The sequence below is a fragment of the Simonsiella muelleri ATCC 29453 genome (genome assembly GCF_002951835.1).
In the GTDB taxonomy this organism is placed as follows: domain Bacteria; phylum Pseudomonadota; class Gammaproteobacteria; order Burkholderiales; family Neisseriaceae; genus Simonsiella; species Simonsiella muelleri.
Map to the genome: position 1 here is coordinate 775,528 of NZ_CP019448.1, position 22,366 is coordinate 797,893.

General features: G+C 41.9%; 24 protein-coding genes, 1 tRNA gene and 1 pseudogene. 18 read left to right on the forward strand and 8 right to left on the reverse strand.

Annotated features, from left to right (window positions below; genetic code table 11):
- The first annotated feature begins 9 nt into the window (after positions 1 to 9).
- The 13 genes from BWP33_RS03805 to virB10 all read left to right on the forward strand — a co-directional run bounded on the left by BWP33_RS03805 (position 10) and on the right by virB10 (position 12,003).
- Positions 10 to 429 carry a VirB3 family type IV secretion system protein gene (locus BWP33_RS03805; RefSeq protein ID WP_002642734.1) on the forward strand — a complete coding sequence of 140 codons (420 nt, stop codon included), beginning with the start codon at positions 10 to 12 and terminating at the stop codon, positions 427 to 429.
- Complete coding sequence (locus BWP33_RS03810) at positions 338 to 2,785, forward strand: VirB4 family type IV secretion/conjugal transfer ATPase (protein WP_244903128.1); 2,448 nt, start codon at positions 338 to 340, stop codon at positions 2,783 to 2,785. Before BWP33_RS03805 ends, BWP33_RS03810 begins: the two co-directional genes overlap by 92 nt.
- Before the next feature lie 71 nt (positions 2,786 to 2,856).
- Positions 2,857 to 3,513 carry a TrbJ/VirB5 family protein gene (locus BWP33_RS03815; protein WP_104930310.1) on the forward strand — a complete coding sequence of 219 codons (657 nt, stop codon included), beginning with the start codon at positions 2,857 to 2,859 and terminating at the stop codon, positions 3,511 to 3,513.
- A gap of 77 nt (positions 3,514 to 3,590) precedes the next feature.
- Entirely contained in the window at positions 3,591 to 4,574 is a 984-nt protein-coding gene (locus BWP33_RS03820; protein WP_104930311.1) for a TrbL/VirB6 family protein, read from the forward strand.
- Positions 4,575 to 4,593: 19 nt separating this feature from the next.
- The gene (locus BWP33_RS03825) at positions 4,594 to 5,076 is read left to right on the forward strand and encodes a hypothetical protein (protein ID WP_002643080.1); all 483 of its coding nucleotides are present in this window, start codon (positions 4,594 to 4,596) and stop codon (positions 5,074 to 5,076) included.
- A 12-nt stretch (positions 5,077 to 5,088) separates the two neighbouring features.
- Positions 5,089 to 5,382, forward strand: coding sequence for a nucleotidyltransferase family protein (locus BWP33_RS03830; RefSeq protein ID WP_104930312.1), 294 nt, complete (start codon positions 5,089 to 5,091; stop codon positions 5,380 to 5,382).
- Positions 5,379 to 5,726 carry a HepT-like ribonuclease domain-containing protein gene (locus tag BWP33_RS03835; protein ID WP_002643082.1) on the forward strand — a complete coding sequence of 116 codons (348 nt, stop codon included), beginning with the start codon at positions 5,379 to 5,381 and terminating at the stop codon, positions 5,724 to 5,726. The genes BWP33_RS03830 and BWP33_RS03835 overlap by 4 nt, the downstream gene beginning before the upstream one ends.
- A gap of 342 nt (positions 5,727 to 6,068) precedes the next feature.
- Positions 6,069 to 6,761 carry an antA/AntB antirepressor family protein gene (locus BWP33_RS03840; protein WP_002643083.1) on the forward strand — a complete coding sequence of 231 codons (693 nt, stop codon included), beginning with the start codon at positions 6,069 to 6,071 and terminating at the stop codon, positions 6,759 to 6,761.
- Positions 6,762 to 6,863: 102 nt separating this feature from the next.
- Positions 6,864 to 7,031: a hypothetical protein gene (locus tag BWP33_RS12650; RefSeq protein WP_002643084.1), complete on the forward strand. Its 168-nt coding sequence runs from the start codon at positions 6,864 to 6,866 to the stop codon at positions 7,029 to 7,031.
- On the forward strand, positions 7,024 to 9,141 hold the full coding sequence (locus BWP33_RS03845) for a DNA topoisomerase (protein WP_002643085.1): 2,118 nt from the start codon (positions 7,024 to 7,026) through the stop codon (positions 9,139 to 9,141). The genes BWP33_RS12650 and BWP33_RS03845 overlap by 8 nt, the downstream gene beginning before the upstream one ends.
- 19 nt (positions 9,142 to 9,160) lie before the next feature.
- On the forward strand, positions 9,161 to 9,862 hold the full coding sequence (locus tag BWP33_RS03850; RefSeq protein ID WP_002643086.1) for a VirB8 family type IV secretion system protein: 702 nt from the start codon (positions 9,161 to 9,163) through the stop codon (positions 9,860 to 9,862).
- Positions 9,859 to 10,680 carry a TrbG/VirB9 family P-type conjugative transfer protein gene (locus BWP33_RS03855; protein WP_002643087.1) on the forward strand — a complete coding sequence of 274 codons (822 nt, stop codon included), beginning with the start codon at positions 9,859 to 9,861 and terminating at the stop codon, positions 10,678 to 10,680. Before BWP33_RS03850 ends, BWP33_RS03855 begins: the two co-directional genes overlap by 4 nt.
- Positions 10,681 to 10,692: 12 nt before the next feature.
- Entirely contained in the window at positions 10,693 to 12,003 is a 1,311-nt protein-coding gene (gene virB10 / locus BWP33_RS03860) for a type IV secretion system protein VirB10 (protein WP_002643088.1), read from the forward strand.
- Between the two features lie 47 nt (positions 12,004 to 12,050).
- On the opposite strand, the gene BWP33_RS03865 is transcribed toward virB10, so the two are convergent.
- Positions 12,051 to 12,311 (reverse strand): Txe/YoeB family addiction module toxin, encoded by a 261-nt coding sequence (locus BWP33_RS03865; protein ID WP_104930313.1) that lies wholly within the window; start codon positions 12,309 to 12,311, stop codon positions 12,051 to 12,053.
- On the reverse strand, positions 12,302 to 12,559 hold the full coding sequence (yefM, locus tag BWP33_RS03870) for a YoeB-YefM toxin-antitoxin system antitoxin YefM (protein ID WP_104930314.1): 258 nt from the start codon (positions 12,557 to 12,559) through the stop codon (positions 12,302 to 12,304). The genes BWP33_RS03865 and yefM overlap by 10 nt, the downstream gene beginning before the upstream one ends.
- Positions 12,560 to 12,622: 63 nt before the next feature.
- Between yefM and virB11 the strand changes: the two genes are divergently transcribed.
- The 4 genes from virB11 to BWP33_RS03890 all read left to right on the forward strand — a co-directional run bounded on the left by virB11 (position 12,623) and on the right by BWP33_RS03890 (position 15,290).
- Positions 12,623 to 13,525, forward strand: coding sequence for a P-type DNA transfer ATPase VirB11 (virB11, locus tag BWP33_RS03875; protein WP_224451198.1), 903 nt, complete (start codon positions 12,623 to 12,625; stop codon positions 13,523 to 13,525).
- Positions 13,526 to 13,736: 211 nt separating this feature from the next.
- Positions 13,737 to 13,931, forward strand: a complete 195-nt coding sequence (locus BWP33_RS03880; protein ID WP_002641864.1) for a hypothetical protein — start codon at positions 13,737 to 13,739, stop codon at positions 13,929 to 13,931.
- Positions 13,885 to 14,193: a type II toxin-antitoxin system RelE/ParE family toxin gene (locus BWP33_RS03885; protein WP_224451199.1), complete on the forward strand. Its 309-nt coding sequence runs from the start codon at positions 13,885 to 13,887 to the stop codon at positions 14,191 to 14,193. Before BWP33_RS03880 ends, BWP33_RS03885 begins: the two co-directional genes overlap by 47 nt.
- 95 nt (positions 14,194 to 14,288) lie before the next feature.
- Positions 14,289 to 15,290 carry an IS5 family transposase gene (locus BWP33_RS03890; RefSeq protein ID WP_002641862.1) on the forward strand — a complete coding sequence of 334 codons (1,002 nt, stop codon included), beginning with the start codon at positions 14,289 to 14,291 and terminating at the stop codon, positions 15,288 to 15,290.
- Between the two features lie 137 nt (positions 15,291 to 15,427).
- Here the strand turns inward: BWP33_RS03890 and BWP33_RS03895 are convergent.
- The 5 genes and pseudogenes from BWP33_RS03895 to BWP33_RS03915 form a co-directional block, all read right to left on the reverse strand.
- Positions 15,428 to 15,874 (reverse strand): annotated as a pseudogene (locus tag BWP33_RS03895) (lytic transglycosylase domain-containing protein); the annotation flags it as partial.
- A gap of 431 nt (positions 15,875 to 16,305) precedes the next feature.
- A tRNA-Leu gene (locus BWP33_RS03900) sits at positions 16,306 to 16,390 on the reverse strand.
- A gap of 129 nt (positions 16,391 to 16,519) precedes the next feature.
- A complete protein-coding gene (ffh, locus tag BWP33_RS03905) occupies positions 16,520 to 17,884 on the reverse strand; it encodes a signal recognition particle protein (RefSeq protein ID WP_002641860.1) in 1,365 nt (454 codons plus the stop codon).
- Positions 17,885 to 17,993: 109 nt separating this feature from the next.
- Positions 17,994 to 19,067: a restriction endonuclease subunit S gene (locus BWP33_RS03910; protein ID WP_002641859.1), complete on the reverse strand. Its 1,074-nt coding sequence runs from the start codon at positions 19,065 to 19,067 to the stop codon at positions 17,994 to 17,996.
- A 17-nt stretch (positions 19,068 to 19,084) separates the two neighbouring features.
- Positions 19,085 to 20,023 (reverse strand): HsdM family class I SAM-dependent methyltransferase, encoded by a 939-nt coding sequence (locus tag BWP33_RS03915; protein WP_002641858.1) that lies wholly within the window; start codon positions 20,021 to 20,023, stop codon positions 19,085 to 19,087.
- Between the two features lie 109 nt (positions 20,024 to 20,132).
- Here BWP33_RS03915 and BWP33_RS03920 point away from each other — a divergent pair, with 109 nt between their 5' ends.
- Entirely contained in the window at positions 20,133 to 21,014 is an 882-nt protein-coding gene (locus tag BWP33_RS03920; RefSeq protein WP_104930306.1) for an IS982 family transposase, read from the forward strand.
- Here BWP33_RS03920 and BWP33_RS03925 read toward each other — a convergent pair.
- Positions 21,000 to 22,145, reverse strand: a complete 1,146-nt coding sequence (locus BWP33_RS03925; protein ID WP_002641856.1) for a hypothetical protein — start codon at positions 22,143 to 22,145, stop codon at positions 21,000 to 21,002. The two genes, BWP33_RS03920 and BWP33_RS03925, sit on opposite strands and share 15 nt — an antisense overlap.
- Positions 22,146 to 22,366 lie beyond the last annotated feature (221 nt).

The window sequence follows — 22,366 nt, forward strand, 5'->3', positions numbered from 1 at the left end:
GTCATCAGCATGAACGACATTGAAACCGAGTATCCCACATTCAACGGCTTGAACCGTCAAGCAATGATTTTTGGGGTACCGCTTATTCCATTTATGGCGTGTTTTTTCGTGCTGATGATGCTTTTCATGGTGGCAATGACTTTTCTTGGTGGAAAGTCATTATTCATCTTGTTGCTGGTTATTCCGATTTTCCTAGCATTGAGAAGCATTTCAGCCAATGACGACCAAGCCTTTAAAATTTATGGTTTAGAAATCAAATGGTTTTTGTGCCGACAACACACCGAACTGTTCAACGGCGCAACCACCATTGTTTCCACCAAATACGGGAGACAACCCAGTGATTATCAGCGATTTTTTCAGCAGCATTTTCAAAAAACTGCCCGCCCAATCGGAATTTCTACCCAAAATTTGCCAACACGTTACCAATGAAATTGTTTATTTTGAAACAGGTCATTATGGTTTCGTGATTAAAATGGAGGGGTTACCTTTTGACGGCGTGGACGACAAGCACCTGTTTTCTAGCTTTATTGGCTTGAAAAATCTGCTTTCAGCAATCGGCAAAACCTTTGGCAACCGTGCCGCCATTTGGACAACTGTACGGCGAAGCAAAGTTCAATTTAATCAGAAATATGATTTTCAGGCTGCCTTTTGCCAACAATTTGCCGACCACTATTTGCAGCGTTTTGAGCAAGAAGATTACTACGAAAACACCTTTTTCTTGACGCTTATCATCAAAAATAACAGCATGGACGCTGGGATTAAAGAATGCCAAGAGCAAATCCAAATCCTGCTCCGTGCGCTGGAAACTTACAGCCCCACCGTTTTAACCGCATACAAAAACCAAAACGATGTAGGCTTTTCCGAAGTGTATCAATTTTTTGGCAGCCTGATTAACGGCAGTGATGAAGCCATTCCCTTATCCGCAACCAATGCTTACCAAGTTATCCCTGCGGCAACGCTGCATTTTGGTTCCGACATTTGCGAAATTCGCCCTGAACATGGTCAAAGCAAGTTTGCCACCTTGTACGATTTGAAAGATTTTGGGATTAGCAAGCCAAAAATTCTCACGTCCATTTTAACCTTGCCTTGCGAGTTCACACTCACACAAAGCATGATTTTCATCAATCCCTATGACATGGTAGGGAATATGAAAAAACAAATCAATAACTTGCAATCAGTCGGCGATTTGGCACAAGAGCAAGTAGATGAATTGGAATACGGCATGGGCGGACTAACCGCAGGCGAATTGATGTTTGGCGATTATTGCGCAACTTTGGCGGTATTTGGCGACACACCGCAGGCAGCCGCCGACAACGGCGCACGGGCATATTCAGCATTTCTGAACTCGGGGGCGTATCGTTTTGCCAAATCGGGGCATTCCGCACCGTCCACCTGGTACGCACAAGTGCCAAATAGTAGTGAACGACCGCGTTCTTTTCCCAAAACTACCGAAAATTTAGCCTGTACTTTTGGCATACACAATTACAGTTACGGCAAAAAACACGGCAACCCATTGGGGGACGGCTCGGCGGTCATGCCATTACAGACGGTTTCCAAAACCTTGTTTCATTTTAACTTCCACTTTTCCAACCCGAAAGAAGACAATATCGGCGACAAAATCGCAGGGCATACGTTGATTTTGGGGGCAACGGGTACGGGTAAAACCACCTTGCAAACGTCATTGTTGGCGTTTGTAGAACGGTTTAATCCGCATTTGTTTGCGCTGGATTTGGACAGGGGCATGGAATTGTTTATCCGTGTGATTGGGGGTAATTATTTTGCGCTGGAAGCAGGCAAACCGACTGGCTTAAATCCATTCCAACTACCTGATACACCAACCAACCGCGAATTTTTGTATGAATTGGTGGGCATTTGTGGGCGCGATGAACACGGTAAACTGACCGCGCAAGAACAAAAAGACATTCAAACAGCGATTAATGCCTTGTTTGAAATGGATTTTGAATACCGCAGTTTCAGTTATCTGTTACAGAGTATTCCGCATGATGCGACCAATCCTGACAGTTTGCGTGTCCGCCTGTCTCAATGGTGCAGAAGTGAAAACGGACGTTTTGCGTGGGTTTTGGATAATGAACGCAATCTGTTCAATCCTGATGATTTTTGGCGCATTGGCTTTGATTTGTCGGATATTTTAAAAGACAAATATAAGCCGACTGAACCTGTGTTGGCGTATCTGTTCCACTTGCGTGAATTGATGTTAGATAAAGTCGCGGCGCAAAACGGTTTATTGGCGAATGTGATTGAAGAATTTTGGTACGCGCTGCGTTTTAAATTCACGGAAGAATTGATGTTGAAAATGCTCAAAACCGACCGTAAACGCGGTTCGTTTTTGATTTTGGTATCGCAATCGCCCGAAGATGCGATTAAAGCAGACATTTTTCCTGCTATTGTGCAACAAACACCAACCAAGATTTTTCTGCCCAACCCCGATGCCGAATTTACAGGCAGCTACGAGCGTTGTGGTTTGACCCTGAAAGAATATCAGGAATTGATTAAGTTATCGCTGGATAGCCGTACATTTTTGGTTAAACAATCCAAACAATCCGCCTTTGCAAAACTGGATTTATACGGCTTTAAGGACGAGATGGTTTTTCTTTCAGGCAGCAGCGATAACATTGAATTGTTGCACGAAATCATGGCAGATTATGGCGAAGACGTGAACCAATGGTACCAGCCGTTTACGAGCCGCATTCGCCACATTCGGGCAATGAAAAGCCAATCCCAATATCACACTCAAACACAAACTGATGTGTTTGAAATTGCGTGATTGCCCCATTGTGGGGCTTTTTTGTTGCCGTGAAAACGGTGTTTTTCTTTTTGATATAAGGACTTTTTATCATGAAAGCAAACATGAAAAAAATCGCAGTTTTGGTTGTTTCAGGCTGCCTGATGTTGAGCCAGCCAATCATGGCAGGTGGCATTCCTGTTTTTGACGGTGCGGCGGTTGCCCAAGCCATTCAACAAGGCATTCAAATGAAACAACAAATTGACAACCAATTAGACCAGTTGCGTGAATTGGAAAGCCAAGTCAAAGCCATGAGTGGCTTGCGCGATGTCGGTAAAGTGGCGCGTAGTGCTTTAGATACCGCAACTGGCATTGGTAGCGAATGGTCGGAGTTGTATGGTAAAGCCAAAGTTACCGCTAACATCAAAGACGACTTAAACGGTAAAAAGTATTCCCATGAAAATGTGTTGATGCAGATTTTGCAAACGCAAAAATTGAACATCAAATCATTGGAAGAAGCCCAGTCGCGCATGGACAAAATCATTGATTTGGGGCGCCAAGCGCAAAACACGCAAGACATCAAAGCGGCACAGGATTTTGCTAACCGCATTGCGATTGAACAAGGCTACATTCAAGCCATGCAAATGAAATTGGACATGGCGGAGCGTGTCGCCAAGCAGCAGGAAAAAATCCAGCAGCAGCAATATGCTCAACGGCAGGAATGTATGGCAAAACAAATCCGTAACCGCAATTATAAAGCCTGTTTATAAGCCATTTTAGCATTCAGGTAGCCTGAAAAGACGTGTTCCATTTTTTTCAGGCTGCCTGAATCAATAAGGACAAAAACATGAGTGATACTTTTTGGAAAGATACCACCGATTTTCTGCTCACAGGCATGGGAACAGATTTATTTGATAAAAGTGCCAACCTAATTACCAACATTGCACCCTTATTTTCAATGGGATTTGGCATTTATTTCATGATAATCATCTTAAACGCCTATGGGCGTGGATTTGATGGGAATGCTATTGATTTAGCGAAAAAAACGGTCGCATGGCTGATTATTATTGCTTGTGCCTTTAATGCAGCACAATATCAAAAAATTGCGAATATGGCGTATGAATTTCCCGAATGGTTAGCCAGTACCTTTAATGGTAGATTTGAAGCCAGTGCGATAGATACCGCTTGGGACAGTATTATGCAGCTTATTGAAAAACTTTTAGCAAAAGCTGCCACTCTAACAGGTTTGACTCAACTACCTGATAAAATTATGGTATTTATGGCTGCTGGTATCATTATTTTATTAGGAGGGATATTTTTTGGTATTATACTTGCCTATTATTTGGTGGCAAAAATTTCATTGGCAATGGTTTTGTTAATCGGTCCACTTTTTTTAGGCATGATGTTGTTTTCATCAACAAGACAATATGCAATGAACTGGATAAGCCAAATCTTTAATTACTCTGTAACCATATCATTTTTCACGATTTTAATGTCTTTGCAAATGAATATTTTTGACAATCATATCAAAAGTTTGGTATTAGATGATTATATGTGGAGAAGTCCATTACAGATTTTTGGTATTTTACCTGTATTTTTGTTAGTTACAATTTTACTTATCATCGTTGCGTTTAATATTCCGTCTATCGCTTCTGCTCTGACTGGTGGCGCAGGTGCTGGCGGTTTTTCTACAATGACTAATTTTGTACGCGAAGCCTTGAATGGTGGTAACAAGGAAAGTCCCGTTAACGGTCTTGGTTGGAATAAAGCAAAAGGACAATTTAATGATGCCCGTGCTAAAATATTTGGAAACCGAATAAAAAAAGGCTAATTAAGTTAGGAGTATCAACATGAATAATCAAACCATAAAACCACGCCCCCATATCAAAACCATTTTGAAAAACATTGCTTTAAATATTTGGGAAAGCATCACACAAAAATGGGACGATTTGTCGTTACTGGGTAAATGCTTGTTTATCATGTTTATTGCAATGCCCGCTACATTCATCACACTAGCGATTATTTTTGATGAAATAACCAATCCAGTGATTGAATTTATTCATATAGGCTCAGCAATATCAACATTTCTATTTATTATTGCAACATTTTTTTGGATAGCATATATGTTTGAAACACCGCAACGTAGGAGAAAATTTTATTTGATATTGATGGCAGGTTTATGGCTCGCCTTTGGATACAGTCATTTTTTTGGCGAAGACCCCGATATTCAGTATCGTTTTATGATAATGGCAGTTGTGGGCAGTGTATGGTTGATTGTCCCCTTGTTCTTATCCATGTTCCGCCCAGTTGTCTATTATCGTGATGACGATTAAAAGGAAAAAATCATGTCTAAACCATCTGATATTCTGAACGAACACAGACCACTTATTCGTGAAATTATGTTGCAATTTCGCATCAAAAATCCGCGTGTTTTTGGCTCTGTTATTCATCAAGCTGACAATGAAAACAGCGATTTAGATTTGTTGGTAGACACTTTACCTGAAACCACATTGTTTGATTTAGGTGGTTTGCAAGATGAATTGGAAACACGTTTAGGCATTCGCGTTGATGTCAAAACGCCCCTTGATTTGCCCATTCATTTCAGGCAGCAAGTTTTACAGGAAGCCCAACCATTATGAATAAACAACGCCATGAAGATTATTTAAACCACATGATTCAAGCCATTGATGATGCTTTAAGTTACATTGATGGCTTGGAATTGGCAGACTTTTTGGAAGACAAACGTACCCAACAAGCCTGTATCATGAATGTGCTGATTATTGGCGAAGCTGCCACCAAATTGATGAATGAATACCCTAATTTCGTCACCCAGCACCCACAAATTGAATGGCGCAGTATGCGTGGTATGCGAAATCGCATTGCACATGGTTATTTTGACATCAATTTGGAAGTGGTTTGGGAAACTTTGCAAACGGCTTTACCTGATTTGCAAGCCAAAATTCAAGCCATTCAAAATCAATAAACCAATCTTTTAACAGCCTTAAACTCCAGCGATTTAAGGCTGTTTCTTTTTTAAATTTAAACTTGTTTCACACCCAAAGCAGGTTTAAATTTAAAAAAGATTGACAAACCGCAACAAAACAGGCACGATACGCGGACTACTACTTTGTTCAGCGGTTCAATATCGCACCCGTCAGTTGCGGCTTTTTTACGCCTATTTTCAGGCAGCCATTTTCTATGGCGGGTTGAGAGAGCCTAATACAATACCCGAAAGGGGAATATGCTCCGCCGTCTGAACACGGTAGTTGATGCCCGCCCACCTAATTCATGGGCTTTTACTCACTAAACTGTTCAGGAGTCAGAAATGACAAATCAAAATCTCTTACCTGTGTTTGCAGGCAGCCTTTCCAACGTTGAAACTTTATTATGTGATGCGCGTAAATTGCATGAATTTTTGCAAATCGGTCGCGATTATTCCAATTGGATTAAATCACGTATTGAAGAGTATGGATTTCAGGAAAATCAGGATTACTTGATTGCTCGCCAAATCGGGCGAGCAAAAAATCAAGGACGTGGTGGACATAATAAAGTGGAATACCACATCACTTTGGACATGGCAAAAGAACTGGCAATGGTAGAGCGTAATGAACAAGGTCGTGCTGCTCGCCGTTATTTTATTGAATGCGAGAAAAAGCTACACGAGTCTTTAATAGCACAATCCCCTTTACCAACTCTACCGAAAAAACGCCGTACCAGCAAAGTATGTTTATCGATTGAACAAATGAGTGCCATCGCCTATCATGTTTATGTCGCCAGTGTGGTATTGAGCAATGTTAAAAAGGAAGTGTTACCCATTTTGGAATTATTAAATAGCCGTCATTCTGAACATTGGCATCAAATTATCCAATCTTATGAAACCACAGCAGAAGAGCATTGCCGTATGTTGTATGCTGTATTACCTCCCGATTGGTTGAGCTATCAAGATAAGCGATTAACTATCGCACAATATTTGGAAAAAGCATTTTATGCCAATGATTATCATGGCTTGGCTTTGTGAACTGCTTTCATTTTTTAGTTTTTAATTAAATTGTTAATTTTATCAACATATAAAGCCTTAAATCTCAACGATTTAAGGCTTTTTTCTTTGGAGTATTGCACCATGAAACACACATTTTTCTTGATGATTGTGTCGCTGGGTTTGGCAGCGTGTAGCCACAAACCACCGCAACCACACGGCAAATTTTTTGCCATCAATGGACACGAGACTGTATCCGCCAAGCCATTGATGGATTTAAACAATCAACCATTGGAGCTAAAACATGAGTAAAACCCTGATTATCGCCGAAAAACCCAATATGGCAAAAGAAATCGCCGCCGCTTTGGGTGTGCCACGCAGTAAAAATTACTATGAAAATAATGAATTGATTGTCAGTAACTGCATTGGGCATTTGGTGGATTTGTATGTGCCTGAATTGGAAAACAAAAATGTGCCTTTGCCGATTATCCCACGCCCATTCCAACTGAAAGCCAAAGAAAACACCCAGCAACAATATGATTTATTGGAACATCTATTGAACCGCTCGGACGTTTCTGTCGTTGTCAATGCTTGTGATGCTGAACGCGAGGGCGAGAGCATTTTTTACCGCGTTTACGAGCTTTCAGGCTGCCTGAAACCTGTTAAACGTATGTGGATTACGTCCACCACCAAAAACGGTTATGTTTCTGCATGGCAAAACCTGAAAGACGGTGCAGAAGTCCACAATCTGCACATGGCAGCCAAAAGCCGAGCGGAAGCCGATTGGCTCTTAGGCATTAACGGCAGTCGCGCCCTGTTTCATGCAGTTGGTCGCGTAATGACACCCACGCTGGCTATGGTCGTGGACGCTTACCAAGCCAATAAAAATTTCAAACCGCAAGATTATTGGGAAATTCACGGTAATTTCACGGCAAGCAGTGGTGAATTTACCGCTAAATTATTGGATAAAAACAATAAAATTGCCAAATTTGATGATTTCAATCAAGCAAAAGCGGCTTTGGTGAACACTCAGCAAATCACTGATTTTACAGTAAAAGATAATTTTACCATCAGCAAAAAATCCGCGCCGTATTTGTTCTCGGCAACCGCTTTGCAAAAACAAGCCAATAAGCAATTCAAGTTTTCGGCGGATAAAACTTTGCAAATCATGCAGAATTTGTATCAAGATTATAAATGTTTAACTTATCCACGTTCTGATTTTGACGCACTGCCCGAAGATTTCTTACCAACCATGACCGCCACTTTGAACGGTTTGGGCGCATTAAAAGAATATCAAGATATTATTTTAAATATGAAAAATCAAAACTTGATTGTGCAAAATCCACGCGTTTTTGACAACCGCCGTATTGATTCACACTATGCTATCGTGCCGACTGGTTTTATTGTGAAAAATGGTGTGGAAACGCATTTATCACAACTATCTGATTTTGAATTGAAACAGATTTTACCAGCCGATGAATACGCCATTTTCAATATGGTGGCGTTGCGGACGATGGCGGCGTTTTTTCCACCAGCTGAATACGCGGTTACAACCCGAACAGCGCAGTCAGGCGATGTGGTGTTTCAAACAACAGGCAAGGTGTTGAAAGTGTGGGGTTGGTTGTCGGTGTACGGTGGCATGGACGAAGACGAAGAAAAAGGTTTCAGGCTGCCTGAAATTCAAAATGGCGAAAGCACATCTTCCCAATCCATTGATTTAAAATCACTTAAAACCCAAGCTCCCAAATTACTCAATGACAGTTCTTTGCTCACGGCAATGGAAACCGCAGGGCGTAAATTGGACGATGCAGAGTTAAGCGACATCATGCGCGAAACAGGCGGCTTGGGAACAGCGGCTACGCGACCGCCGACCATTGCCAAACTTAAGGAAACCAAAGGCGATAAACCGCCATTTGTGGTGGTAGAAAAAAATCAGCTTATCCCCACCGAACGCGCTATTACCGTAATTGAACATTTGCGGCGACATTATCCCATGCTCGTCAATCCAATGGTGACGGCGCAATGGGAGTGGAAATTGGCGCAAATGGCAAAAGGGGAATGTGAGCGTGAGCAATTTATGGCGGAAATTGAGTGGGCGGTACGCGAATTGGTGCAGATTTTGCAAACCCACAAAATGCCATTTTTGGATTTGAGCGGCGTAAAGCAAGCCCAAACTTTTGTCTGTCCATGCTGTTCAGGCAGCCTGAAAGACAAAGGCAAATTATTGGAATGCGATTGCGGTTTCAAATTATGGAAAACTATTGCTGGCAAGACCTTAACCGATAAACAAATCCACGTCTTGATTGAAAACGGACACACGGACGAAATCAAGGGATTTGTGGGCAAATCGGGCAAGTCGTTTAACGCCAAATTGAAAATTGACCGTGAAAACAAACAAGTAAAATTTGAGTTTACTAACTGATTTTGAAAAAGGATTTTTTATGTCAAACAAAACACAAACGCAGGTACAAAGCCACCGTGCCGCTATGAAAATGGTGGACGAAGCCAAGAAATTTCATCAGTCCGACATTGAACGGACAAAAAAAGTGGCGAAAATTGCTTGGTATGTTGCAGGGGGAGCTATGGTTTTGACTGGCTTGGCAGTGGGCGCGGTGTTGGGCTTAACACCGCTTAAAACCGTGCAGCCCTTTGTTATTCGGGTAGACAACAATACTGGCGCGACCGACATTGTTACCACCATGAAGAAACAGGAAAAAAGCTATGGCGAAGTCATGGACAAGTTTTGGCTGGGGCAATATGTGCGCTATCGGGAGGGTTACGATTGGCAAACCGTACAAGATACGTTTGACGCGACCAATTTGTTGAGTTCGCCACAAGAACAAGCCCAATTCAGCCAAATCTACAAAGACAATCCGCAAGCACCCCATAAAATTTTGCGCGACACCGCAAAAGTGGTGGTTAGAGTGAATGCGATTGCCTTTGTGGGGAATATGGCGCAAGTTCGGTTTGAAAAAGCGGTTATTCCGCTCAATAAAAGCGATATGCAGCCTGAACCGCAACGCTACATTGCGACCATTGCCTACGAATACAAAAACGCTGGCATGAAAGACGAAGACCGCTTAATCAATCCTTTGGGCTTCCAAGTTACCAGCTACCGCGTGGATAAGGAGCATATTCAATGAAATTCAAATCTTATTTTTTGATGCAAACCACCGCCGCCACTTTAACTGTGGCGGCTTCTTTTTCGGCGGTTGCCGATGGGCGCATTCGTACCGAAGTGTACAGCGAAAACCGCGTTTATCCGATTTACGCGGAAATCGGCAAGGCAGCAATGGTGCAACTTGAAGCAGATGAGCGCGTTAGCGATGCAAACGCTTTGGTGGGGATTGGGCATTCCGAAGCATGGACACACGCGACACGCGGTAACAATGTCATTTTCAAGCCCAAATCCGCCAACCCTGTTACCAATATGATTATCGTGTCTAACAAACGGACGTATGCCTTTGATTTGAAAATGGCTAATCCAAGAAATCCACCAACTTACATTCTGCGTTTTGATTATCCCGACACACGCAAAGCCAAGCAAGCAGAACAACGCCAAAAACAGGCAGCCTTACGCGCCAAGCAAGACCAAGCACTCAAAACCTTGACCGATACAGGCGCGGTACATGATGTGATGTCGTCCAATCAGTTGTATTTTGGGCAAGGTAGCCAAAAACTTGCGCCCACGTCCATGTGGGATAACGGACGTTTTACCTACCTGAAATTCAACAATGGGCGTGATATGCCAGCGATTTACCGCGTGGAAGCGGACGGCTCGGAAACGCTGCTCAACACCCACCACGAAAATGACACCACCGTCATTCACGAAGTGAACGAAAAAATCATGTTGCGTTTGGGGCGTGCGGTTTTGCTGATTGAAAATCGCGGTTTCAATCCACAAGGCACGTTCAACAACACGGGTACGGACGACAATCAATCCGTACGTTTATTGAAATAAAGGGAATAAAAAATGGCATTTTTCAAGAAAAAAACCACCGAAGCCACACCCGAGACCACCGAACCGAGCTTGGCGGAAAAAATCGGCGACAGCCAAATTGAGAAAGGTATGCCCGATTTAGATAATCCACAAGGCAAGTCCAATATGGGTAAAGTGGGCTTGTTTTTGGGTTTACTGTTTGCAACGGGTTTGATTGCGGCTGGCGCGATTGTGTTTACTGGCGGCGATGAAGAAATCGCCACCACCAACAAGCCCGAAATGGACATGGTGCAAAACAACCAAAGCTATAACTTCAACCAAGACAAATCCGACATCAAAGAGCGTGAAAGTTTGGAATTGGCTGTGGCTTCGGAAGCGGTCGCTGCGTCCCAACCCGAAGCCAAACCGCAGGAAGTTCCCCCCATTCAAACGGTGGAAGCTCAACCACAAGCCCAGCCAGCACAAGAAACCCAAGTGGTGCAAATGGTGGAACGTGAACCACCGAAAGAAAAGCCCATCAATCCACGTTTATTGGGCAGTGTGCTGGTTAATTCGGGTGGTGGTTTATCGGCGGACATTGGCGCAGACAATTCAGGCAGCCTGAATACGGAAAATCAAGCCGAAAACAGCCCATTTATGGCAACATCTTCACAAACTAATTTTGCTGATGATGACGAGCGAAAACCGCAAGAAAACGCCTTTGCCAACAGCCTGAAACCTACCCAAACGCTTTCTGTTCGAGCCATGCAACGCGGCAAAATGGATTATGTGTTAGCCAAAGGTACAAACATTCTCTGCACATTGGACACGCAAATCATCACAACCCGAGCAGGTTTCACACGTTGCCTGATTACCCGAGACATTTACTCGGCAAACGGTAAGGTTTTATTGTTGGAAAAAGGCTCAAAAATCATCGGCGAGCAAACCGCCGCCATGTTGCAAGGTCAAGCGCGAGTAGGGATTTTGTGGAACGAAGTTACCACGCCAAAAGGCGTTACGGTACAGCTTGCCAGTCCTGCTGCTGGGCAACTGGGCGCGGCTGGCGTGGGCGCACGAGTAAAATACCATTTTTGGCGGCGTTTTGGTGGGGCAATCATGATTAGCTTGATTGGCGACTTGGGCGATTATTACGGCAATCGTAAAAAATCATCAAGCAATCAAAGTATTAGTTTTGAAAACTCATCTGAAACCGCGCAAGACATGGCAACCGAAGCCTTGAAAAACAGCATTAACATTCCGCCCACCGCCTATATTAATCACGGTACTTTGATTAACATCATGGTGGCGCGAGATGTGGATTTTAGCGGTGTGTATGAAGTGGTTAAACCGTATGAGATGTTTTGATTTTTAAATAATTTTCAGGCTGCTTGAATATTGGGGCAGCTTGAAAATCATTCCACGTAATGATACCGACACGAAGCAATCAAAATTTGTTCATTTTCAATTGCATAGACCAACCGATGTTCTTCATCAATCCTACGCGACCAAAAGCCTGACAAATGAAACCGTAAGGGTTCGGGTTTACCAATGCCGTCAAAAGGGTTGCGTTTGATGTCTTTAATTAATGTGTTGATGCGTTTTAATATTTTTCGGTCTGTCGTTTGCCAAAAAATATAATCGTCCCATGCATCATCAGAAAAAGTTAATCGCATTCAATCAGTTCCCGTTCCTTACCACCATTTTGACGCAATTGTTCAATAGAACGCTGCAAACGCTTGGCATTGGCTGGAGAACGCAACAAATATGCCGTTTCTTCCAAAGAACGGTAATGCGACAGCGACATCAAAACACAATCTTCATTTTTGGCGCGTGTGATTAAGACAGGCTCATGATTTTGAACGACTTCTTGCATGGTTTTAGCAAGATTTTGACGGGCTTCCGAATAAGTTAAGGTATACATTTTTTATCCTTAAATAATATTGTACAAGATATTGTACAGTATTTTTTTTAATTTGGAAACAATATGATGAATAACTCAATCCGAGCCGATGCTTCCGCGCGTAATTTGCTGGACAATCTCGGCATTACCGAACTGTTGAACCAAAGTGGCGTTACCGAAGTCATGATAAATCGCCCACAAGAATTGTTTGTGGAACGTCCAAATGGCACGGAGTGGCTGGAAATGCCCGAATTGACATTGGATAAATTGCGCCATTTAGCCAATATCTTAACCACGTTCAACCAAAAACACATCAGCGAAAAAGACCCCATTCATTCTGTTACCCTGCCTGACGGTGAACGCGGACAAATCCTAATCCCACCCTCTTGCGAAAATGGCACGATTGTGTTTTCGTTCCGCAAACCGTCCAACAGCCGCTTTTCCCTTGATGATTATGTCAAAACGAAGCGGCTGAATAATTTTGTAGATGTGGCAGAAATTAATGGCAAACAGTTTGCGGACGTGTCAGGCAGCCTGAAATTGACCCACGATGTGAAATTGCAAGATTGGGAATACAAATTATTGGAATACAAAGAAAACCGTGATTTAAATGCCTTTTTCAAATTGGCGGTAGAAAAGCATTTGAACATTTGCATGGTAGGCGGTACAGGTTCGGGCAAAACCACCTTTACCAAAGCCATTGCTGACTTGATAGACTCTAAAACGCGCATCATCACGATTGAAGATACCCACGAATTGGACTTACCCAAACACCCAAACCACGTCCACTTGTTCTACAAAGAACACATCACGGCAAAACAGATTATCGCAGCCTGTATGCGCCTGAAACCCGACCGCATTTTTTTGACCGAGCTACGCGGCGATGAAGCATGGGATTACCTTTCTGCGCTGAACACGGGACACGCTGGCGGTTTGACTTCCGTCCATGCCAACAATGCAGAATCCGTGTTTTATCGCATTGCCTAGCTTGCGAAAGAATCCGCGACAGGTCGCACGATGGACTATGATTTTATTTTGAATACCGTCCGTTCTACCATTGATGTTGTTTGCTTTTTCAACCGAACCTATATGACTGAACTGTATTACAACCCAGTCGCCAAATTTAAGGCATTAAGTGGACGCTCGTAAAATTATCCAGTAAAATCATTTATCAATCTACCCTAAAAAGGACAATAAAATGAGTGCCGTTTTAACCCTAGACCCCAAAATCTATGAATTTGACACCCAAAATGCAGCCGATGAATATACAGAATGGCTGAATAATGAAGTTCGCAAAGCACGTTTGTCGCCCATTATCAGCGAAGAACAGGCAATGAACCGTTTAGATGCCAACCGAGCAAAATTATTGGAGCGCATCAAAAATGCAGATTAACTGGTCTGAACAAGCCTTATCCGAAGTAGAAAATATCGTGAATTACATTGCTGAACACAATGTGGTTGCTGCTTTGGAAATGGACGATTTAATCCGCAACTCGGTTATGATTTTAAAACAAATGCCACGCGCAGGGCGTTATGGTCGTGTTGCCAATACACGAGAACTGGTTATCCACCGCAATTACATTGTGATTTATGAAATCGGTTTGGACAGCATTACCATTTTGAATGTGAAACACGCCAGTCAAAAATACCCCTAATCAACATTCTTTGATCCAACAGGCAGCCTGAAACCTTTGCAAAACCCCAAAAAATCCGCTAAATTTCTGTTACCAAGAATTTAGAGGATTTTTCCATGTCCAGCTTTTTCTATCACACCGCCCAAACCCTACTTAACCAATACACAGACCGTTTTCCATTACTTAAAATCACCCAACTTCTGGATTGGCAAGCCATTGAACAAACGCTCGCCAACCATAAAGTAAACTATGTACGCAACAACGGCGGTCGTCCTGCCTATCCGTTACTCCCCATGTTCCGCGCCATTTTGCTCGGACAATGGCACAGTTTGTCTGACCCAGAATTGGAACGCAGTTTGGTTACGCGTTTAGATTTCATCATTTTTTGCCAATTTCCAGATGAAATGAATCTACCCGACCACAGCACACTCAACCGCTTTCGTAATTGGTTGATTAAAGAAGGTTTGGCAGACGAACTTTATCAACAAATCAACCAACAACTGGCCCACAATCAACTCAAAGTAGAAAAAGCGCAAACGGCGATTGTGGACGCGACCATTATTCAAACTGCAGGTGGAAAACTTAAAAAATCCATTGAAATCAATGAGAACGAAGAAGTGATCCAAACCCCCGCCAGTAAAGACAAAGACGCAAGATGGACAATCAAAAGCAAGCATTGGTATTTGGGCTACAAACTTCATGCACGTACCGATGAAGAGGGGTTTCACGTTACGCTAGCGAATGCATCTGATGTGAACAATTTAGAAACCGTGTTGGACAAGGTTGAACAGGGTGTCAAAGTGTACGCGGATAAAGGTTACGACAGTCAATCCAATCGCGAATTTTTGGATAAAAATCAATTAGTAGACGGTATTATGCGTAAAGCACATCGCAAGAAACCTTTGATGCGTGAAGATATTGAGCGCAATAAGGAGTTGGCGAAAATCCGTTATCGTGTAGAACAGAGTTTTGCCATTTTGCATCGCATATTTAGATGTAAGCGTGCGAGTTATTTTGGGCTAGAAAAGGTCAAAGGGCAAATGGGTTTGAAAGTGATTTGTTTGAATTTGCTCAAAGCGGCAAACAAGTTAAGGCTTGTTGCGCCGATTGCTGCCTGAAAGGGCATAAGGCAGCCTGAAAATGGGCTGTTATAGTGAGATTGGTGTGATTATTTTGCTTGATTTTGTTGTGTTTGTGTTGAAATAGTGAAAACCTCAAAACAAATGAATTGTTTTGGGGTTTTGCAAAGGTTTCAGGCTGCCTGTCCATTGCCCCCTGCTCGGTCAAAACACGATTTCAGGATTTTTGCGCCAGCATTGATGTTTTTGCATGGCTCAAACACGGTTTCATAATTCAATCCGTAAGCTGCTAAGTTATAACGATTTACTTGCATTAAACCCATACTAAAATTTTTGCCTTGTGCGTGAAGTGATTTGGCGGTAGCGACCGCTTCGGCGAGTGTGCGCGGCTGGCGTTTCAGGCTGCCTCTAACAACGCCAATAGCGTAGGGATTAAAACCGCTTTCCACACGCGCTACTGCTTGTAAAGTATTGGGGTGTACCGCATTGGTGCATTGTGCCGCCAAATCGTTGAAACGTGGTTGGGTCATGCCTACGGTGTTTATTTGGTGTGAGGGCGCGGCGAGCGTGGGCAGAGCCGTTGTCATTGCTGCGCCGATTATCAAAAAATGGGCTAATTTCATTCACATTCCTTTTGTTAAGACGAAAAAACACACTTAAAAAAGCGAGTGAACGCGGTTTTAAGTGTGTTTTCTTGTGTGTCCAAATTGTGCCAGTTTGTGATATATTTGTGGCTGTATGTGATGGTGTGTACAGACATCACTTTTAGAAAAAATATGTTAAATCAATAAATTGAATTTTGTGGATTTTGCTTTTTACGGACTTTTAATCCGCAGGCCGCTGGTTCGAGCCCAGCTCGGGGAGCCAAATTTAAACCGTCTAAACAATCGTTTAGGCGGTTTTCTTTTTGTAGCTTGTTTGGGATTGTGTCCATTTTGTGCCCAAAATATCTGCGTGGCTTTTGATTTGTAAAAAAGTAAATTAAACACCATTCAACACCTTTAGATTTTAGACGCAAAAAAAAGCAGCCTAAAAAAGCTGCTTTTTCTGAGTTTGGTGCGGATGGAGAGACTCGAACTCTCACGCATTGCTGCGCTGGAACCTAAATCCAGTGCGTCTACCAATTTCGCCACATCCGCGTGAACTGGACATTATACATCATTTTGGTTAATTGACAAGATTCGCGCCAGTCCCATCACATCAAGCAATAATGTATGCAAACGAACACAGGTTCTAAGATTTTGTAAAGGTCAGGCAGCCTGAAACCTTTATGAATTCGGGAACATACCTTTCATGCCTTTTGCCATACGCATTAATTTTGCCATGTTTTTGCCACTAAACATTTTCATCATTTGTTGTGATTGTTCAAATTGCTTAAGCATCTTATTCACATCTTGAATGGTAACGCCAGCACCTGCTGCAATGCGGCGTTTACGACTGGCTTTGAGTAAAGCTGGGTTAGCGCGTTCTTTAGGGGTCATGGAATTGATGATGGCTTCAACATGTCTCATGGCTTTTTCGGCTGTGCCTTCGGGGATTTTTTTGGAAATCTCGCCCAATTCTCCTGGCATTTTAGACAGTAAATTCTCAAATCCCCCCATATTGCGCATTTGCTGAATTTGTGCTTTAAAGTCATTTAAATCAAAACCTTTGCCGCGATGCAATTTTTGCGCCATTTCTTTGGCAATGTCTTCGTCAATGCCTTTTTGTACGTCTTCCAACAACGTCATTACATCGCCCATACCCAAAATGCGACTGGCAATGCGGTCGGGATAAAACGGCTCTAAACCATTGATTTTTTCGCCAACACCAATAAATTTAATTGGTTTTCCTGTGATTTGGCGTACCGATAATGCCGCACCACCACGCGCGTCGCCGTCCATTTTGGTCAGTACTACGCCTGTGAGTGGCAAGGTTTCGTTAAATGCTTGCGCCGTGTTTACAGCATCTTGCCCCAACATCGCATCAATGACGAATAAAGTTTCAATCGGATTAATTGCGCTGTGAATGGCACGAATTTCAATCATCATTTCAATATCAATCGCCAAACGTCCAGCCGTATCCACCATCAATACATCATAAAAATGTTTTTTGGCATAATTTTGGGCATCACGCACGATTTGTACAGGTTGTTGCGTGGTGTTTGATGGGAAGAAATCCACGCCCACTTGTTCTGCTAATAATTTTAATTGCTCAATAGCCGCTGGACGATACACGTCCGCTGATACCACTAAAATTTTCTTTTTCTTATCTTGGTCTTTGATTAATTTGGCTAATTTCCCTACAGTTGTGGTTTTACCTGCACCTTGCAAACCTGCCATCAAAATGGTGGCGGGGGGCGTAGTGCTTAGATTCAAACTGGTGTTTTCTTTGCCCATCAAGTCAATCAGGGCTTGATTAACGATACCGAAAAATGCTTGGTCGGGTGTGAGATTGTCGGCAATTTCGTGTCCGAGCGCACGTTCTTTGACTGAATTGACAAAATCTTTCACGATGGGCAATGCGACATCGGCTTCTAACAAAGCCAAACGCACTTCGCGCAGAGCCTCCTTAATATTGTCTTCGGTTAATTTGGACTGACCGCGAATGTCTTTGAAAATTTTGCTGAAGCGTTTGGTTAAATTATCTAACATGGTTGTTCTTTCTTTTCAGGCTGCCTGAAAAAAATCATCAAAAAATTAAAAATAGCCAATATTTTAACACAAGCCTTTTATTTGATGAAAAATTCAGACAGCCTGAACATTATTGCACTACGCTTTCATATGTGGCTAATTCGCGTTCGTTAAATTGTACCACATCGGCAATAACCAATTTTTCAATGGCACGCCCGATTTGTGCCATCAAATCGGTGTCGGGTTTGCCATTTTTTTCAGGAAGCCAACACGTTAAATTGTGTGATTTTGAAGCGCGTAATTTGTAGCCATAATCAAATCGCCCAGCTAATGATTTTCGTAAACTTGCAGCTAAATACAGCATTGCGTGTTTATTGAATGAGTTGTTTTCATCATTCCAATAAACGCCAACATCATCAGATGCACCAAATTCATAATTGCGATAAAACACATTACCGAAAATATCAATTGTAATGGCATTTTTTGGAAAACGTGTAACTGCATTTCCAATTGAACCGACTACGCCTGTTTGTGTTGTACCCGACATCACAAAATTCAGGTTGCCTGAAATTTGTTCGGCTTTGGTGACACGTTCGCCTTGTTGAATATTTTTAAATAAATCTTTTATCGTAAATTCTTTCAGGCTGCCTGAAAGTAAATTCAGTGCGTTTTCTTCATCTTTACTTAGGTTTACATCGGTTAGGTTTGACAATTTCAAAAAAGCGCGAAGTTGCCGAACAATGCGTTCCATATAGTCAAAGGCGATTTTGCCGTTTTTATAGGGAATATTTATGACGGTACTTTGTAAGTTTTTTACATTAAACATACTTGCACCCCAGCTAAATAATGAAAAAGCAATACGCAATGCTGTAATTAAATATTGCGCTCTTTCACGGTTCAGGCTGCCTGAACGCAATGAAAATACTTTGATTTTATCTCCTGTGAAATAAGGTTCACGTTGATAAAACATGGTAGCAGTATCTTGCCCAAAACTGATGGTGTTCCCATTGTTTAAATATTGTTTATCTTCGGTAATATAGCCACGAATACCGTTATTACTTTCTCCACGTGCCACATAAGGATATTGACCACCAAATTGAATTTTATTGGCATCAAATCTGCGTTTTGGGGTTTCAATTTTAAAAATTTCACCTACAAATTTTTCTTCAAAACTTCCGCCGTCTGCCAAAAATGTCTGTTCCATTTCTGCCAAACGGCTTGCTACTTTCCCGATTTATCGTCTTCTTTTGCCAATAGTTGCGCTACTTCCCATGCTAAATAATCCGAAACGGTTTTTTTGAAATCGGCTAATGTAGGTTTGGCATCAATTTTTTTGTGCTGCGCGAAATTCCAATCTGCACCGAATTTGTCGCCCTCTAGCGCGATGGTGTCTTCTACATATTCATTTTGGCCAAATAGTTTCAGGCTGCCTGAACCGAATTTCACTAAATCTACCAATTCTTCGTAGCGTTCTTCTGCGTGGTCAATGTTTTGTAAATTGCTGCTGGCTTTGGCTTTTTTTCGGTTGCTGCGTTTGTAGCCGTCATTTTGAAAATCAATGAATTTCACGGGAAATTTGGCTTCGTGTGGTTCGCCAATTTTAAACACATAAATCGCAGTCTGAACGCTGGATTTGCCGATAAATAAATCGTTGGGCATTTTGATGGAAGCCAAAAGCGTGTGTTTTTGCAAAATGCGTTGATTAAACTCTTTGGCTTTGCCACTGCCTGCAGAATCTTGAATGATGATAGACGCATAGCCTTTGTGCATCATATTTAAGGCTTTTTCTACGAAAATCATGCCATTGCCTTGTGCGGAATAGGGCGGATTGAGCAAGAAAACATCGGCTGGAAAATTTTGATTTTCTTTGCCGTAACCGTATTTGCCGTTGAAATTGGTTAAGCTGTTTTCTTGCAAAATGTTGCTTGAACCATCGCCCATTAAAATCATATTCAAAACGGCGAGCATATAAATTTCAGGCAGCACTTCAATACCTAAAATTTGTTCGGCTTTGATTTGATTTTCTTTTTGGCGCAATTCATCGGGGCTGTTGATGCTGGTTTTGGCATCTTGCAACATCAAATTCATGCCTGCAACCAATAATCCGCCCGAACCTGTGGCAAAGTCCCAAACATAGCTGTTTTTGTTGACACGAGCCAATTTAACGCCATTCTCAACTCTATCTAATTAAGATATGGCAATTGAATAAAAAGGGGCATAACCCCACTCTTAAAGATACCCGTCAAGATAATCCGAAAGAGAGACAGTTATGCCCCAAGACGAATTTATCATTAAAACGTATCTAATGGTAGATGCTTTATACAATCAGCTCGTTCAAAAACCATTAAGACAAGGTGGCTTTGCACCCAAACTTTCAGATTGTGAACTGATTTGTATGGAAATTGTTGGCGAATTTCTCGGTATGGATACCGATAAAAAAATTTGGCAATATTTCAAACAACATTGGCAAAATTGGTTTCCCAATTTAGGCTCTTACCCTAATTTTGCCAAACAATGTGCCAATTTGTATTGGGTTAAACAACAAATGCATCAAAAAATCACTGCAAATTGGTGTGAGCAAGCAGAGTATTATGCAGATGCCTTTCCTATTGCAGTCTGTAAATTTGCCCGAGCTAAACGCCATCAAAATTTTCGTGCATATGCGACGTTCGGTTATTGCGCTTCCAAAAAAGAGACCTATTATGGTTTTAAAGGTCATCTTTTGATTACTCGCTCAGGTATGATTAAAGCCTTTACTTTTACAGCTGCCAATGTTGATGAACGGCAGGTATTACCTGAACTTTTAGAAGGCAAAACAGGATTTGTTGGTGCGGACAAAGGGTATTTAAGTTCTGAATTAAAAGATGAAATGAAACAAAGCCATATTAATTTACAAACACCTTATCGTAGCAATATGAAAGATGACAGAAGTCCTCAATTTCTCAAATGGCTAAAAAATAGCCGCCGTATGATTGAAACAGTTATTGGTCAATTAACAGAGAGATTTAACATGGAAATAGTTCGTACAAAAAATCTGTTTCACCAATCTAACCGTTTTATTCGGAAAATTTTATCGCATAATTTTTGCTGTTTACTGAATCAACAAATTCAACACCCAATTACTCAATTTGCTGGGTTAATTGGGTGTTGAGAATGGCGTCAATTTAGCCATGAGGTAGGCAACGTAGCGCGGTGTTAGAACTACATCATTTTGGTCATCGCCCGCAAATGACAGCCAGCGAAACATAATGTTGAAGAGTTTGCCTGTGAAATCTGTGTCTAAACCGACTTTGTAGAAGTAGCCCAAATCGTCGACAGTTTCCATAAAAATTTCTTTGAGTAGCGATTGTCCGTTTTTGGGTTTGGATAAATTTTCGTCTTTAATTGTTATGGAAAGGCTGTTGAGAATTTGTTCTTGTTTGCGTTTGGGTAAGCCTTTTGCATTCAGAAACGATTTGATTTTTTTGAAAATAACATCGCCGTCTGTGTAATCTTCTTCGGTGCTGCTGGGTAAATCTTTGGCTTCAAGTGGCTGTACTTTACCTGCTACGCCCAAGTTTGCCATGATGCTGGCAGAAACCAAGTGAATGCGCGACAGTGCGCTTAAATTTTCTTGTTTGTTGTATAGACGTTCGTTAATTTTGGTTAGTGCGTCTTCAATGCGGTTTTCGCGGTCTTTGTGGATTTTGTCAATTTCGGCTGGTGTGAGTTTCAGCTCTTTGACTTGTTGAATAAATTTTTGAAAATTTTCGGGTTTTAAAAATGATAAATCAGAAAATTCACCAATTTTTTGCCCTACGCCATAGTTGCTTTTGCTGACGAAATACACGCCGATTTGTGTTTTCAGGCTGCCTGAAACATCAAGTGAGCCTGTTACGCCAATGGCGATGATATCGGTGTAGCTGGTAAATTCTAATAAGGCATTGGCGTAATGCACCGCGCCATTGACGGCATAGGTGTTGATGTTTTTGTGGTTGGGGGAATTGTCTTTTTTGTTGAAATTGTCGGGGTGTCCGTCTGAATTGAGTTTGACGAGTTTATCTGCGTAGCCTTTATATTCAATCATAATTGGGTAGTAATTGAGCGCATCGTCTTGCAATAATAATTTGCAGTCCACGCGATTACCGCCTGTTCCGCCTGATTTGGATAAAGCGCGAGTCAGGGCATTTTCTATTTCTTCATTAACGGTTTGTTGTTCTAGGAAATAGGGTAGGTTGTATGATGTAAGTTGTTGATTAATTTGATTGGCGATTTGTGGTTCTACGGATTGGGATTTGGACATTTGGTTTTCCTTTTGAAATAGGTTTCAGGCTGCCTGAAAAAAATTAAGCCATATTTTAAGGGATTTTCCAGTTGTCAGGTTGAAGCCTTTGCAAAACCTTCAAAAACGAAAATTTGATAATTTTATCTAATTGACATATTAGATTTTAATTTATGTTTATCAATTAGGTAGGCAAAAAAAACCCCTTGTAAATGAACAAGGGGCAGAAAAGGAACACAAAC

Coding starts and splice junctions, on each gene's coding strand:
- BWP33_RS03805 (WP_002642734.1), top strand. CDS start 10: ATGAACGACATTGAAACCGAGTATCCCACATTCAACGGCTTGAACCGT.
- BWP33_RS03815 (WP_104930310.1), top strand. CDS start 2,857: ATGAAAGCAAACATGAAAAAAATCGCAGTTTTGGTTGTTTCAGGCTGC.
- BWP33_RS03820 (WP_104930311.1), top strand. CDS start 3,591: ATGAGTGATACTTTTTGGAAAGATACCACCGATTTTCTGCTCACAGGC.
- BWP33_RS03825 (WP_002643080.1), top strand. CDS start 4,594: ATGAATAATCAAACCATAAAACCACGCCCCCATATCAAAACCATTTTG.
- BWP33_RS03830 (WP_104930312.1), top strand. CDS start 5,089: ATGTCTAAACCATCTGATATTCTGAACGAACACAGACCACTTATTCGT.
- BWP33_RS03835 (WP_002643082.1), top strand. CDS start 5,379: ATGAATAAACAACGCCATGAAGATTATTTAAACCACATGATTCAAGCC.
- BWP33_RS03840 (WP_002643083.1), top strand. CDS start 6,069: ATGACAAATCAAAATCTCTTACCTGTGTTTGCAGGCAGCCTTTCCAAC.
- BWP33_RS12650 (WP_002643084.1), top strand. CDS start 6,864: ATGAAACACACATTTTTCTTGATGATTGTGTCGCTGGGTTTGGCAGCG.
- BWP33_RS03845 (WP_002643085.1), top strand. CDS start 7,024: ATGAGTAAAACCCTGATTATCGCCGAAAAACCCAATATGGCAAAAGAA.
- BWP33_RS03850 (WP_002643086.1), top strand. CDS start 9,161: ATGTCAAACAAAACACAAACGCAGGTACAAAGCCACCGTGCCGCTATG.
- BWP33_RS03855 (WP_002643087.1), top strand. CDS start 9,859: ATGAAATTCAAATCTTATTTTTTGATGCAAACCACCGCCGCCACTTTA.
- virB10 (WP_002643088.1), top strand. CDS start 10,693: ATGGCATTTTTCAAGAAAAAAACCACCGAAGCCACACCCGAGACCACC.
- BWP33_RS03865 (WP_104930313.1), bottom strand. CDS start 12,311: ATGCGATTAACTTTTTCTGATGATGCATGGGACGATTATATTTTTTGG.
- yefM (WP_104930314.1), bottom strand. CDS start 12,559: ATGTATACCTTAACTTATTCGGAAGCCCGTCAAAATCTTGCTAAAACC.
- virB11 (WP_224451198.1), top strand. CDS start 12,623: ATGATGAATAACTCAATCCGAGCCGATGCTTCCGCGCGTAATTTGCTG.
- BWP33_RS03880 (WP_002641864.1), top strand. CDS start 13,737: ATGAGTGCCGTTTTAACCCTAGACCCCAAAATCTATGAATTTGACACC.
- BWP33_RS03885 (WP_224451199.1), top strand. CDS start 13,885: ATGCCAACCGAGCAAAATTATTGGAGCGCATCAAAAATGCAGATTAAC.
- BWP33_RS03890 (WP_002641862.1), top strand. CDS start 14,289: ATGTCCAGCTTTTTCTATCACACCGCCCAAACCCTACTTAACCAATAC.
- ffh (WP_002641860.1), bottom strand. CDS start 17,884: ATGTTAGATAATTTAACCAAACGCTTCAGCAAAATTTTCAAAGACATT.
- BWP33_RS03910 (WP_002641859.1), bottom strand. CDS start 19,067: ATGGAACAGACATTTTTGGCAGACGGCGGAAGTTTTGAAGAAAAATTT.
- BWP33_RS03920 (WP_104930306.1), top strand. CDS start 20,133: ATGCCCCAAGACGAATTTATCATTAAAACGTATCTAATGGTAGATGCT.
- BWP33_RS03925 (WP_002641856.1), bottom strand. CDS start 22,145: ATGTCCAAATCCCAATCCGTAGAACCACAAATCGCCAATCAAATTAAT.